Origin of the sequence: Pseudomonas sp. Z1-14 (assembly GCF_051132005.1) — a bacterium.
Classification (GTDB): domain Bacteria; phylum Pseudomonadota; class Gammaproteobacteria; order Pseudomonadales; family Pseudomonadaceae; genus Aquipseudomonas.
On sequence record NZ_CP071646.1, the window covers coordinates 2765932 to 2781546 of the forward strand.

Sequence of the window (15615 nt, forward strand, 5' to 3'; positions counted from 1 at the left end):
ATGGGTGCCCGATGATGCCCAGGCACAACAACCCTTGTGGGAGCGAGCCTGCTCGCGAAGGCCGCGACTCGGTTTACAGGCTCAACCGCCCCCGCTCCTCCTCGGTCAGCCGCTGCCGCGCCTGTTCGTCCAACGGACCGGCACCCAGCACCTGCACCGGACTGGCCGGATCATAGGTGCGTGGCGCCTCACGGCTGGCCCCGTCACGCGAAGGCGCCAACTGCTCGGAGCCGAAACTCACCACCTGCACGGTAAACACCGACGCCTGGTTCTGCCGCGTCGCATTCTGCTGCTGGCGCGCTACGTCTTCCGCCGCTTGCGTGGCCGAGGACGCCGCCGAACTGGCCGAGGTGATCGCCCCGGTGTTCACCGAAGCCGCCAGCGGCACGCCGCTGGACTTGCCCTGGGTCTGGATGTTGGCCGCGTTGACCACGGTCAACGCCGCGATGTTGACGTTACCCGAGACCCGGATCCCCGCCTCGCCCGCATCGATGGTGCCCAGCGGCGCGATCAGGTCGATATCCCCCGGCGCCACTTCGGCAATCGGGTTGAGAGTGGCGATACCGGCCCCCGTGCTCGGCACCGACGGCGACAGGGTCACGTTTCCCCAGGTGTCGTACAGGCGCTTGGGCGGCGTGTAGACCACGGTGGTCTTCGAACCACGACCGGCGTTGATATCACCCTGAGCCGACCAACTGAGGATCGAACCACCAAAAGTGGTCATGATCCGGCTCTGCCCTAGCAGGATGCTGTTCTTCGCATACAACTGGATATCGCCCTCACCCTGGGTGATGACCCCGGCGGTGGACGGCGGCGCGTTGCCTTCGATGCCGAACGTCTGCCCGCCACCGGGAGTGAGCATCTGAATGCCGCCACCAAAATCGGTGTGCACCCCTGACCCGCCGAACATGGTGATGTCGCCCTTGTAGGTGATCGCATTGCCCGCCACGTCCTTGATCGGGAACAACAGCTCGATCGCCTCTCGTCCGCGCAGATAGCTGCCCTGGCGCACGCCGCCGACTTCGTTGTACTCACGGCCACCGGCCTTGAGCTCGGCAAAGTACACGTCGCGGGCAAACACCCGTTGCTGCTCCGCCGGCAACGCCGCGAAGAAACTGCGGGCCTGCTCGGTATCGCCGCTGAAGCCGAAGCGCGCCTTGAGCCACTTCAGCAGCTCCGTTTCGTAGGTCTTGGCGACCTTGCCATCCTGGTCCGCCAGCGGGACTCCGGCCAGGGCCTGGTTCGCCGGGTCCAGGTACGCCTTGACGAAGCGCTGGTAATCCGCGCCGTCGAGGCCCGCGCCGGCTTGCAGCACCAGGCTCGCCCCGGAGCGCGAATCCCCCGGCACCACGGCGCCGATACTGGTGATGCTGACCTTGTCATCCATCAGGATGTTGCGTCCGGCGGTGATCTCCAGCAGGCCGGGGCCGGCGACGTTGAAGCTGCTGTAGAGGATGTCGCGCCCGGCTGAAACGATTGAGATGTCGGTGGGGTTGTTGTGGATGAAGAGGTTGCCGGCGCTGGTGTAATCCCCTGCCTGGGAGTTGTTGCTCAAAGAGCCGCCCAGTGGAATCCCGCTACTGACGATGTCTCGTCCTGCCATCATTCGTACAGCTCCGGCGCCTTCGTAGGCGATTCGCCCTGGCCACCTGCCAACGGATGCCGATGTCATCGACCGTCCGCTGGTGACAGCCAGCAAATCACCTTCCAGCGCATAGAAGCGCGCAGGGTCGTCATTGAGGGCCCATTCGCCTGAGGTACTGCTGGTGTCGAAGGCAAACAGCGGCAATATGTTCGCACTAGGGCGAGCGAGGTTGCCATCGGCTGAGAGATTGCTGGCTTTTATGACGGGACCGGATTCGACAGTCTCGACGATACCCACAAAGGCTGGCCTGAACGGCGTTGCCAGGGCTGCGGAGGATGCACCGGAACGACTGACCGACATGTCGCCGCCGTAGATGGAATCGCCGGCCATGAATTGCAACTCACTGTTGATGCCGGGAGCGAGCAACAGGGCTGGACGATTGTTGCCGTCATAACCTGTTCCATCCCATACCGAGGACTTGCCATAGTAAAGGCTGCCATTGGCCGCCACAGCCCTCACGATCGATGGGTAGACCACCGCCAGATCCGTCTCGACCTCTGGCACCACAGGCGTCAGATTCCCCCCCGATGACCACAGATCAACTGCCGTGTTGGCGGTCCATAACGAAAACCAGCTCACGCCGGATCCGTTAGTGGCGCCATCTTTGAAGGGCGATACGCTCATCATCGGCGCCCGGCCAGGGTCCGCTACGTCCATCACTACCAGGTCGCCCGAAGTTGTCAGATCGAACGTGGCATCGCCCGGCATCAGGGTCAGCCCGCCTGTTGGCAGGCTACGTGTGGCTCTGAAGGAGTCGTACGCACGCGTTTCCCCCGGAGACTGTGCCGAAGCAACGTTGCCATAGCGCAGGTCAATTCGACCGATGGCACCGCTGTCGATCTGCGCGTGGCCCCGCAGGTTGATGACCGCACCGTTCAGATGCCCGTCGACGAACGCGCTATCGGGATTCAAGGCGCCGCCTACACGCAGGTTGAGATCACCACCACCGGTCAATTGCAGGCTGCCATCAGCGCCCACACGCCCGGTGCTGCCCACGGCAAGAACCAGTCCTTGGCTGCGGCTGTTGCTGCCTGGCACAAGACGACTCCCTGCCATCTGTTCGAACTCCCCCGCATCGCCGGCGACCTGAACATTCAGGTTACCGCCGCCCAGAGTACCGAAACCGGTAAACCCAACCATCAGGTCAGCCTTGCCGTCCTTCGCGGCGGTGTAACTACCAAAATTGATCCACCAAGCGGTGGGTTGTGCCTGCGTACCGGTTGCGACTGAGCCATTGCCCTGACGCCACAGCCAATTACCGACGTTGACCGTATCGTAACCAATGTCTCCTCCATTGGGCCGCCCTATACTCGCACTCGATACATCCAGGCTATTACCGGTCAGATTGCCGCCGACCTTCAAACTCAGGTTGCCGCCAAAGTCCGGGTACCAGGCGCGGTAAAGACTATTGGAACCGCCATCCACGAATTGCTCGTTTTCACCTAGTGCATCATTGAGCACCTTGCCCGCCGCCGCACGCGCCTTGGGTTGGTTGTACGGGTCGTTGGCGTACGTTTCGCTGGCTGAACTGCCGGCGGTATAGACGCCGTACAGCGAGTCCATTTTCAGATCACCTGCCGACAGCAGCTCCAAGTCCGCTGCGCCGGTGCGAATGACACTCCAACGTTGGCTGCCGGGCTCGTATTCAGGTGCTCCGCCAGCTTCACAATGAAGTGGATTGTCGACACATAAGTTGGGGTAATCAAAAACTTCAAAGTCAACCGGCAGCCCCACCATGCTGGTGTCGCCGAACCAATCCAGCGATCCTGCTTCGGTCCAGACCATCGACGCCACGCCGAACGTGCCGTAGTGACTATCAGCCAAATGCAGATCACCACCCGCCAGCACCGGCCGTACGACCCGACTGTCCGCCGCCTGCGTATCGGCACCGGCCACCAGTCGCAATGACCAGGACTGCGAGCCCTCGGCCAGCATCGGCGCGATGGCCCAGTTGCTCCCCGCCACTTCCGGACGCAACTGCACCGACTCGACACCGGCCGGCAACTTGATGTCGGTACCTGACGGAATTTTCGAACCCACACTCAGTGCCAGGGCGCTGCTGAGACGCAGCACGTTGGTCAAGCCGTTACTCGCGCCTTCAATGTCTGGCAACGCAACGCCTTTGGGCCAGATCAGGTTGCCTATCGTTGCGCTGCTGCCCAGCAGGCTGCCCGCCCCGAGCACCGTGCCCGCCTGCAGGGTTTGGGTCGAAGCCAACAACGTGCCGGCCGCGAACAACAGATTGCCCTGTGCGTCATGCACCGCCGCGGCCAGCACCGTGCCGGCCGGCAGTACCATTGGCTGATCCAGCGTGGCGGCGACCGGCAACCGCGTTCCCGCAGCCAGGGTCGCGCCCTTGAGCGGCACGTCGAAGTTGAGCACCGAGCCGGCCGGGAACGCGGTGTCGACCTCCAGGGTCACGCCAGTGCCGGGCACGACGATATCGCCCGCCGCAAAATCAATGCCTGGCAACAGCACCCAGCCCTTGTCATCGTTGCTGGCGGGCGGCTGGGCAAAACCGTCGGTGATGCTGCCATAGATGTTCAGGTCACCGCCGGCGCGCAGCGTCAGGCTGGCGGATTCGCCGGAGCCGTAGACGTTTTCATCCAAAACGTTATGCGGATTGAGGCTCGCATAGCGATATTGCGACAGGTCCAGATCCCCCTGGACCACCAGGTCGCCATCGGCCGTCGCACTCACCACCTCTACACCGGGGCGCAGGTGGAACACGTCGCGATAGCGGCTGTTGTTCAGCCCGGCGAGTTTGCGCTGCAACAGATCGTTGTTGTCGTGAGCGTTGGTGATAAAGGCGGTGTTGTCGGGGTCCACCACATCCTTCAGCCATGCCTGATTGATGACCTGATAAGGCTTGCCGCTGGCCGCCGGCACGTTCACCAGCGGCGCGTCGCTGTATTGCCACGTAGCAACCAACGCAATCGAACGGGCGCCTTGTACGTCCAGGGCACCACTGGCATCGATCGCCACGTCGCCCCCCGACACGCCACTCAGTCGTGGCGCGCTGAGTTGCAACGTCCCGCGAGGCCGACCGTCGTTCATACCGGACGCACTGCCCAGCGCGACTTCGGTACCGTGGCGCAAATCGATACGCACGCCGTTACCCAGGGTCAGGAGACCTTCCCTGGCGGTCAAGTCAACGATGGCACGGTTCGGCGAGTCGATGATCTTGCCGTAGCTGTCCACCCGCAGGCGTCGACCATGGGCGTCAAGCACGGCACCGCTGCCCAGGGTCAGGGCATTCTTGGCAGCCAGGTAAATGCTGCCGACCCGCTCACCACTGGCGTACACCGTGCCGTTGATCAACAGGCTGCCGTTGTCCAGGGACACGTCAATGGACGAAGCCTTGAGTTCGTTGCCGATCACCAGGTCGCCCTGCTTGAGCTGGAAGCTGCGGGAGCCGAACACTTGGCCGTCGCTCAAGCGTTGGTTCAACGCGGCGAACTGTTCGCTGAGACTGCCATTGTCGCCCAGGCGCTGGGCCTGGATTTGCACGCCACCGGCCAGGTATGGCATGAGCGTGCCACCGGCATCGTATTCGCCAGTGCTGCTGGCGAGGATTCGTCCTTGCAGGTCGACAACCCCGGCCGTGCTGCCCAAGGCCACGGCGCTGAGCCGTCCGGCCTGGTTGTGGCGCGCCGACAGATCAATGCTGGAGCCAACCGCCTGGCGGATGTTGCCGTTCTGGCTTTGCAGGATCACCTCGCCACCAGCGCTGTAGCGCGTGACATCGTTGAAGGTGACCGTGCGACCCGCCACGTCGATCAGCGCCTCATCGGCCAGGGTCAGGTCATCCGTCGCGCTCAGGGTCAGTTTGCCGCTGGGCAACACCACCGCACTGGCCAGGTTGAGGCTCGCTCCCTTGAGGGACAACTCGCCCCCGAGCCCGGAGACAGTGCCCGGCTTAGCGGTCGCGCCCGTCACATTGACCGCACCGCCCGCGGTGATGCGGTTGACCGAACCGGCTTCGCCAGTCAGCAACGGGGTGAGGATATTCAGGTTGCCACCGCTGTAGGCGTAGCCCGTTTTAGCGTCATAGGCGCCCTGGCTCTGATACACCGCCAGGCTGCCCTTGTGATTGGCGGTCAAGCGTTCGCTGGCACTGAGGTTGACGTTGGCGAAGCCCAGGGCCAGGCGGTCCAGGGTGGTGATCGAGCTCGGTTGGGCGAACTCGCCATAACCGAACTCGATGCGCTGGGCCTGGATGTCCAGGCGACCGGCACCGGTGCCGGCCCCGCCGGCGATGACCGAACCCGGCGCGCCGACGGCACCGTTCCAGATCAGGTTGGCGGTGCGAATGGTCGCCACGTCGTTGACGCTGCCTGCGCCATGAATGGCCGGCGTGCTGAGCATCAGGTTGGCCAACCGCGACTTGCCCGTCACCGGGTCATAGGTGTCGAGACTGACAGTGCCGTAGAAATTCAACGCCTCACGCGCCGACAGTTCCAGGGTTTCCAGGGCCGGGGCGCCGTATTCGGTGTCTCCGCGCAGCAGGCGATCGAGCACGGTCTGGCTCAGGGTCAGGCCGGCCGGCAAGACCTGACGCGCCGCTGCGTCGCTCAATGCCGGGGCGGTGCCGACGTTGATATTGCTCAGGGCCAGGGTCAGGTGACGGGTGCCGTAGCGCACCTTGTCGTCCAATTCCAGGCTCCCTCCGGTGGCGGCGACGATGCTGCCCTCGGAATGAATTCGGGTGACGCCGCTGCATGGCGTCAGGCTGCAGCCGCCGATGTTGATGGTGCCGCTGCTGCCCGATGAGGGTGCCAACACGTTGAGCAAGCCGTTGGAGGCGGCCAGCAAGTTCTGACCACTCACATTGAGGTCATAGATAAAACCGTCATGGGCATCGTAGGCAGCCGCGCCACGACCAATGGTATTGATGGCGGCGCCTTGTTCCATCGACACCTCGCCGCTGGCCAGCAGGAAAACCTCCGGTGCCGCCAACGTAACACCTTCACGCAAGATCACTCTGGACGAGGTTCTACCTCCACTGCTCGAGGGCGTGATGTAGTTTCCGCTCTGCCCATAGAGCGTCAAGAACTGGCCGCCAATAACCTGACGTGATGCATTCAAGGCATTCAGGCTTTCGGCATTGAGGGTCACGCCCTCGAAGCCGGCCGTGGCCCCGCGCCCATCGGCAACGACCTCCAACGCCCCATTACCTCCAACCACCGTGACGGTACCGCCGTAGCCACCTTTTTGAGGCGCGAACTTGCCGATGCCTTTAAAGGAGAACGCCTGATCTCCCGCTCCTTGCGCGAGCTTCAACTTCAAAGTCTTGGCGTCCACCGGCAACAGGGCTCGTGGCACGCCCAGGCGTGCGGCATCGGCTACAGCGAACTGGGCGTAGCTGGTTTCGTTGTACTGCGAATAGCGACGCAGCACATCGCCCGAAGTCAGGATGACCTGGCTGGACAGACTGTTGCGCTGCTCGGTATTGACCACCGACAGCACCCCGGCGGTGGTCCAGGAGCCGTTGCGCATCTGCAACGCACCCGCCGTGGAACCCTGACCCGCCAGACCGTTGACCTCGACCCGGAACGCCCCCGGCAGCAAGGCATAGGTGGACGGCATCAGCGTATAGGTACCGGCGGCCAGCCCCGGTACACCGGCGCCAAGGGTGATTTGTTGTCCGGTCCTGGGGTCCACTGCGCCGCCCTCGGGCGCCACTGGCGCGTATGCACTCTGGTTGCCCGGCACAATGGCGTAGACCGGGTTGCTGGACAGGCCCGGTAAAGTAAAGCCGCCGTTGGCACCGATTTGCACCAGCGGGTTGAAGCGCGCGTCGGTGGAGCCGCCACGGCCGGAAATGAAACCGGCACCCAGCAGATCACCGCCGCCCGAAAGATCGAGTACCGAGCCTTCCTGGGCCACAACAGATTTTCCGCCCAGAATCACACCAATATTCAGATCCCCGTTGCCATAGGAGATGGCCCCTTGCCCCAGAAGCACCACCTTCTTGCCCGCGTACTCATAACTCTGACCATCGACGGTACCGCCGTAAGGCAGAACCAGACCGAGGCCACTGACTGAAGTGAGGCTGTTCGGCAGCAAGTCCACTTGGCTAGTGATGCTAGTGCCGTCGTTGGTGCCGACCTCAATCAACCCCAGCGGGGCCCGAACCACCCCGCCCTGCTCGATATTCGCACTGCCCAGTTGTAAGTGACCGAATGCCGAATAAGGTACCTGAGGCGTCACCTGGGTAGTCCGCCCGATGACCAAGCTGCGCGCCGGGTCGTAGGCAGAGGTGCCACTCAAGCTATACCCCGCCAATACCCGAGCCCCGACCCCAGTCGCCGGATACAGTTGCGCCGCTTGCAGGATCATGTCCGAAGGAGTCATTAATTGCGTGGTAAAGCCCGTAGGCAATCCTTCGCTGGAGAATCCCGCCAGGAAGCGCAAATCACCACGGCTGCTTAACTGGACCAGGTCGAACCCGGCGCGCTCCAACTCGACCGTGGTGCCATTGGCCTGTCTCAGCGTGCCTTTGCTGCTGAATCTCACATTGCCCTGTACATCCAACAAGTCGGCGTTGACGGAAAGCACCGCCTTGTTCGCAAGTGGCGATACGTCGCCTTCGATCAGCGGTCGGGTATAGGAATCCATATTCGGTAGACTGGCCGCCGGCCCCGCCAGCAGCAGATGAGCTGCATTAAGTTGAACACGGGTGTCGGCTGGCGCGGCTGAGCTCAACCCGAAGCTACGCGCATATAGGCTCAGGCTTTGGCCGAGGGACAGCGACACGTCGCCACCGATACTAATAATGCCGTTACTCAGCAGAGACAGGCTGTCGAAGCCGCCCGCCTGGACCTGGTCCACACCCAAACGCCCATGACCATAGATCAACGCATCCGCCGAGGCCTCGGCGGTGTCGCTTAGCGGGCTCGCCTGGGCGGTTTGTCCCAGTACCAGTTCACGCAACTGCAAGACCCGGTCATTGACCGCGCTTTTCAGGTAATACGGTGTCTCCAGCGCCACCGACAAACTTCCCCCTGCGGCCCCCGTGCCACCGGAACGGGCACTGAATTCGCCGTCCAGGTACAGGCCATTGGCCGACGCCAGGGAAATACTGCCACCGTTGCTCGTCACCGATGTGCGTCCCTGGCCAGGAACATCCAGCATTGCCTGGCTGCCATCCGCTTGCAGGCGTGCCCCCTCGCGCATCACCACGAACAATTCCGGCGCCGAAGCCGATCCTTTCGCGACATCAATCTGACCACCAATGACAATCTCGCCACCGTCACGCACCAGACCATAGGTCTGGCCGCGCATGTCCTTGGCAGTCACGGCCCGACTGGAGACATCGATCAACGCTTGCTCGCCTAACCAGATGGAGCGTCCATGGCCTTGGGCATTGACCGGGTTGCGAACTGGGTTGCTGACGCTCAGTTCGGTGAGACTGACTCGTCCTCCCCAGGCGTTGAGGGTGCCGTTGACGGTCAGTTGACCGATGCTGCGCAAGTCGATGCCTTGTCCCGGATCGACGCTGATCACGCTTCCACGCCCGATGTTCAATACCGTGCTGGCCATGTCTGCCGCGCTGGAGTTCGCGGTACCGGCACTGAGGCTCAGGCTCGCGCCGTGGCGCTGGGTGAGAACACCTTTGATCGCATCTTCCTGATACAGCTCCGGCGTCCAGCGCTGCAAGGCATCAGCCGGTTCTGCGTTGCTGCCGGGAGTCAAAGCCTGCTCACCGAAACGGTACACCGGCATCGTCACATCGACCCGGGTCCCGTCGGCCACGGTCAGGCCTTGATTACCGGTGATGTCATAGGCCGAGAAACCCTTGTCGAAGAAATCACCGCCCAGTTGCAAAGTGCCAGGTTCGAGAGGAATGTTGCTGTTGCCGATCAGCACTTTGCTGGCCGCCAGCTTCAAGGTCCCGCCGCCACTCACGCCGGTACCGCGCAGTTCACCTTTGAGGATCAAGTCACCGTTACCGGACGATGCACCAATACTCGCGGTCAAGGTCAGGTCACCGCCCTTGCCGCCGCGAGTCTTGCCATCGGCCATCACGGCAGCGCCGGAGCTGACGTCAATCAGGCTGCCCTGCTGCACATCGATATCGCCAGTACTGCGCACGGACACGCTGCCGCCGTTGATGAACGGCAGGCCTTGGCGGTCGTTGCCGTCGAGCAGCAGATTGCTCCAGCGCCCGGCGGTGTTCAGCTTGACGCCTTCGCCCAAGGTGACCGTCGCCCGCTGTCCCGTGGCGGGTGAAAGTGTGACGTCTGCCATCTGGAAATTATCCGTCCTGACCTGTTTGAGCACGTTACCCAAGGCAATGCGACCGCTGCGGGCAGTCAGGTCGGCGTTCACCTCGACCTGCGGGGCATAAAGCGTGATATCGCCGCCGTCGGCGACCTTGAGTGCACCGTCGACCTGGATGCCTTCAGCCGCCGCCACCTTGACCGCGCCGAGCTGGAAGCCATTGAGCAACGCATTGTCCAGCACCAGCTTGCCTTGCCGGTCAGTGCCGACCACCGAGGTCAGGTCCAGCATCGCGGCAAGCTTGTCGGCCACCTTGCCGACGGTGACCTGGTCGAAGGTTGGGTTCAGGCCACTGTTGATCACGCCGCTGGTCTTGTCATAGATCGGCGAGTAGCTGCCCACCCATAATTGCGCGCGACGGGCCACGGCGTTCTGCGATTGCTGGTAGCCGTCGAGGTTGAGGTTCGGCGCTTGGGTCTGGCGTTCGCCCTGGTAGACCTCGCCGACGATCTGACCTTCCAGCACCGCGTTGCGGGTCGACACCACCAGCTTGCCGGCATCGCGGCCGACGGTGTAGCCGGCTTCAAAACGCTCGCGCGGGGCAATCAGCGGATTGTAGTAGTAATCAGTCTGGCCCCAGCGTTGGCTGTGGTCTTCGTAACCCTTGTAGATGCCGGTGTAGAGGATGTCCCCCGGCGCCTTGGACAAGTCATACAAACGCCCGTTGGGGCCCTTGAGCCAGGACTGGCGCAAGTAGCCGCTCTGTACATCCAGGGTACCGCCAGACAGGTTCAGTTGCGCCGCCTGTTGGGTCACCACGTCGTTACCGGTGAACGTCAGGGTGCCGCCTTGCGCTGCCCACTCACCGGCGCTGTGACCTCGGGTCCCCAAATAGCCGCCGACTTCCAACAGCCCACCCGCCGTGTACCAGCGGTCGGTGGCGTAACCGTTGGTACCCGCCGGGACGTAGACCAGATCCCGCACGTCCACCCACACGTCGTTGTTGGTCAACTTGCCGCCTTCGCGGTTGACCGAGGCGTCACGCTGTTCGTTGCCCTGGACGTTGACCTTGATGGAATTCGATTCCATCGCCACCTTGACGCCGATGGCGCCGGACACGTCGATCACCACGCCATCGCGCACCAGGCTGCGACCGGCCGCGCTGACCGCAACCTGGCCGCCGGTGGCCAGGGTGATGGAGCCGTTCTGGAAGTCGACGCTGCCGCCACTGACGATCTCGACCCGCGACTGGTCGGTGCGGTCGACCACGCTGCTGAGGTTGTTGAACTGGCCCGTGATCAGGTTGTTCGGCGTGCCGTCCAGGCCGGCCGGTCCGGCATTGCGTTGGCTGTCCAGGGCGCTGCCGCCCGCGGCGTCGAGCAGCACCGCCGTGGCGCTGCCCTGCCCCAGGGTCACACTGCCGCTGCTGTCGCTCGCGGCGTTGAGTAGGTGCACGGTGCCGCGCGTATCCACCGAACTGCTCGCGACCGCCACCCCGTTCTGCTGCACGCGATGTCCAGTGAGGGTGATGTCGCCGGTGCTGGCCTGGATCAGGCCACTGTTGATCACGGTGCCGGCGCTGCTGCCTGACTTGAGTGACGTCGCGACCTCGTTGCCACGGGTGGTGGAGCGCAAGTTGCCGCTGGTGCCCTGGCCCCGGCGGATGTAGAAGCTGTCGCCCGCCGCCAGGGTGGTCTGGCCCTTGGCGGTGATGATGGAGCCGGCGTTCTCCACTTCCGAACCCAGCAGCAAGGCATAGCCACCGCCTGCGGTTGAAGTGGCGGCGCGGTGGGTTTCAATTTGCGCACCGCGTTGCACTTCGACCTTGCCGGCGGCATCGGTGAAGGTTGGCTGGGTGCCGGTGGCATCGACGTACAACCCGCGCTGGCTGAACTGCTCATCGCTGATGTTCGCCGCCACCGCCGCCAGGTTGCGCACGTTGACCTGGCTGCTGCCGCTGAAAATGATGCCGTTGCGGTTAACCAGCATCACCGTGCCGTTGCCCTTGATCTGGCCCTGGATCTGGCTCGGTCGCGCCTGCGGGTCGTTGACCCGGTTGAGCACGGCCCAGTCCGATTGCTGCTGGAAATCCACCGTGGTGTTGCGCCCGACGTTAAAGGTTTCCCAGTTGAGAATCGCCTTGTCGGCGGTCTGCTCGATCTTCACCGTGGTCTTGCCGCCGTCCTGGGTCTGCTGCGGTCCCTTGGCGTTGAGCCAGCCCTGGGTCAGGCTGTTATCGACCTTGAGCCCGCCCTCGCCCAAACCGTCAGGCACCACCTGTAACTGGCCGAACGCGGCTTGCCGCCCGGCCGCCTGTGCCGCTTGCTGGGCGGCTATCGCGGCCACGGTGTTGTTGAGGTTGGTCAGCGAACGCTGCAACTGCGCATTGGCCCGCTGCTGCTGCGCCAGGGGTGGCGGCATGCCTGGCTGCGCCGTTGCAGGTCGCCCCGCACCGCCGGCCTGAGGCGCGCCCTTGGCGGCAAACCAGGCCGAACTGAACGCCGTCGCTGCGTGGGCATTGCCGGCCACCATCAGCAGGGCAATGGCCTGGGCCAGCGGCTTGAGTCGCAACATCGACAACTCGCCATCGCGACGTGGGGCATTCAGGTTCGTCTGGGGTTTGCAGCGCAGCATCCTACTCATCCTTTCGGGTTCGCTCTAAGGGGGCGCAACGCAGTGCTATCAAGCTGCTAGCGTTGGTTATAGGGGATAGGCGGTTACAGCCGCTCGGGACCGAACGGATGTCATGAAAATTTCATATGGCTGTGTTGGTACGGGTGTGACGAAAAAAATCAGCAACGGCTTGCGCCGTTGCTGATCGGGTATTGCGGGTCGTTCAAGCGTGGGCTTACAGCGGACGACCGATGCCGTTGCAAGTGTTGGCGTGGCCGATGCTAAGGGCGTTGGTAGCGGTCAGGAAGCTGCTACGAACAGCTTGCTTCCAGGCAGCTGGCAACGGCACAAAACGGTTGGCGGTGATCGCTGCGTCGTTGGTGCTGGCTACTAAGCCGTTATAGTGACGGGCGATGAAGCCTCGCACTTGCGTACTCTGGGTGGCGTCGGCATAGCACTGGCTGAAGATCACGTTGGTGAAGCCCAAGATCGGGTAGCCGGTAGTAGGGTAAGCCACGACGCTTGGATCGTTAGGGTTGGTGGTTGCGGCGAACACTGGCACCCAGGCGTTCGGGTTGGCGCGGTTGGCGGCGGCTGGTACTGGAACAGCAGCGATGGCCGCCGAAATGTTTGCTGGTGCCGGAGAAATACCACCAACCCGCGCCACTTTTGTGGCGTCATCAAGACCCGCTAGCGTCGACGCCGCATAGGCAGGGCTCATGTAGGTAATACGACCTTGAGCTGCGTTCACCGCATCCATGACACCTTGACTGCGGTTAGCTGATACTGCACCGGCCGGTAGGCCGCCACTATAGGTGGAGGCGAAGTTGGTGGTGACAGAGAAGCTGCCTGTTTCCGCGCACTTTGCGCGCAGGAAGCGGGTGAACAATTCCGTGGTTCCGCTGCTCTCGGCACGGTAAACCACAGTGATTGGACCGGTACGGCCAGAGCCGTTGATCTGGCTCCAGTCGGTCAGGCGACCGGAGAAGATCCCGCACAGTTGGTTAACGCTCAGATCGACATTGGCGGTGCCGGCCTTATTGAACGGAATGGCAACTGAGGTCGCTGCCGAGGGCACCTGGATCAATGGCCCCCAAGTGGCACTGTGAGTAGAGTTGTAGTAGCTCAACTCAGTCGACGTGAGCTTCGAATCGCTGGCGGCCCAGTGAACGTTCTTGCTGGTGTCGCCTGCCACGAATCTGGTGTAGTCATTGCTCAGGAAAGCCTGTTTGCCATTGCCGCTACCCACACCGATGTAGGGAGCGAAACCGGCCGTCAACACGCCAGGCGTTTGGTAAAGCGGCTGGGGCAAGGTAGCGCCGCCACCGTTGACATCCGCCATTGCCAACGGCGCGCATATACCGCTGCACAGCAATGCAACAGCCTTGGATAAACGATTGAACATGACAAGACTCCTGTCTTGAGAAGCGGCGCCTTACCCGAGTGCATCGACCGTAAGCGCGGCTGAAGGGTGTGAAACAACAACCGTTAACTACAAAGAAATCAGCAACGGCTTTCGCCGTTGCTGATCGGTGTTGCGTGTTGCTCAGGCGTGGTGTTACAGCGGACGACCAATGCCGTTGCAAACGTTGGTGTTACCAATGCTGAGAGCGTTGGTGCTGGTGAGGAAGCTGCTACGAACAGCTTGCTTCCAGGCAGCTGGCAAAGGCACAAAACGGTTGGCGGTGATTGCGGCATCGTTGCTGTTAGCCGCAGTTGCGTTGTAATGACGGGTGAAGAAATCACGCACCTGAGTGGTTTGTGCAGCGTTGGCGTAGCACTGGCTGAAGATCACGTTAGTGAAGCCCAGGATCGGGTAGCCGGTGGTTGGGTAAGCCACAACGCTTGGATCGCTAGGGTTGGTAGTTGCGGCGAATACCGGTACCCAGGCGTTCGGGTTAGCGCGGTTGGCGGCAGCAGGCACGGTGACGGCTGCGATTGCGGCCGACACGTTGGCCGGGGCTGGGGAAACACCGGCAACGCGAGCGACCTTGGTGGCGTCGTCCAGGCCGGCCAAGGTGGTGGCGGCGTAATCCGGGCTCATGTAGGTGATGCGACCTTGGGCAGCATTCACCGCATCCATCACAGCTTGGCTACCAGTGGCGGCTACGGCGCCGGCTGGCAGGCCAAGGCTATAGCTGGAGGCGAAGTTGGTGGTGATGGCGAAAGTGCCGGGCACAGCGGGTACAGCTGTAGGGCACTTGGCGTTCAGAAAGCGGGTGAACAGTTCGGTAGTACCGCTGCTCTCAGCACGATAAGTCACAGTGATCGGGCCGGAACGGCCGGAACCGGTGATCTGGTTCCAGTCAGTCAGCGTGCCGGCGAACACGCCGCACAACTGAGCGACGCTGAGGTTAACGTTGGCGGTGCCGGTCTTGTTGAACGGAATGGCTACCGAGGTGGCAACCGAAGGTACCTGGATCAGTGGGCCCCAGGCAGCGCCGTGGGCAGTGACGTAGTTGTTCAGCTCAGTGGTGCTGAGCTTCGAATCGCTGCCAGCCCAGTGCACGTTCTTGCTGGTGTTGCCAGCCACGAACTTGGTGTAGTCATTGGTCAGGAAAGCGGCCTTGCCAGCACCGCTGCCCACGCCGATGTAAGGGGCGAAACCGGCAGTCAGTACGCCGGAGGTCTGGTACAGCGGCTGAGGCAAGGTAGCACCACCGCCATTGACATCAGCCATGGCGGCCTGAGCGGCGCAGAGGCCGGCGAGGGTCAGGGATACCGCGAGAACGTTGCGCTTAAACATGAAGAATCTCCTTTCATCGTGTTCGTACGTAGGTTGGGTGACGCGTGCTTGCCGTCATGGCGCTCGGTCCTGTGCCGATGGCGGTGGGGTGAGGCCATGGGTTAGAAATTCGCAGCTTCCGGTGACAGATAGAGGAAAAAACCTCGGGAGCTGAGGGCTGTTTTTCGAGTTTTTTCCTCGGGTGTTCGAGGGCTCTGGGTTGAGGGTCCGGGCTGGTTTTGCGGGGATACGGCAAGGGTTGTCAGGGAAGCCGGCGGCAGGCGGTCGTGCGGCGGGGAAACATGACAGAACGAGGAACCCGAGTTTGGCGCGGACATGACACGGGAGGTGTTGTGGCAGTGCAAAATAACTGGCTGGATCTCGGCTGTTGTGGCGAGGGGATTTA

At 62.7% G+C, this 15615-nt stretch carries 3 protein-coding genes; all 3 read right to left on the reverse strand.

The genetic code is table 11. From position 1 onward, the window contains the following. Positions 1 to 73: 73 nt before the first annotated feature. Positions 74 to 12505 carry a filamentous haemagglutinin family protein gene (locus J3P89_RS12600; RefSeq protein WP_434697725.1) on the reverse strand — a complete coding sequence of 4144 codons (12432 nt, stop codon included), beginning with the start codon at positions 12503 to 12505 and terminating at the stop codon, positions 74 to 76. A 214-nt stretch (positions 12506 to 12719) separates the two neighbouring features. Then, positions 12720 to 13889, reverse strand: coding sequence for a substrate-binding domain-containing protein (locus J3P89_RS12605; RefSeq protein ID WP_434600755.1), 1170 nt, complete (start codon positions 13887 to 13889; stop codon positions 12720 to 12722). Between the two features lie 153 nt (positions 13890 to 14042). Further along, positions 14043 to 15230, reverse strand: a complete 1188-nt coding sequence (locus J3P89_RS12610) for a substrate-binding domain-containing protein (protein WP_434697726.1) — start codon at positions 15228 to 15230, stop codon at positions 14043 to 14045. Positions 15231 to 15615: the final 385 nt, after the last annotated feature.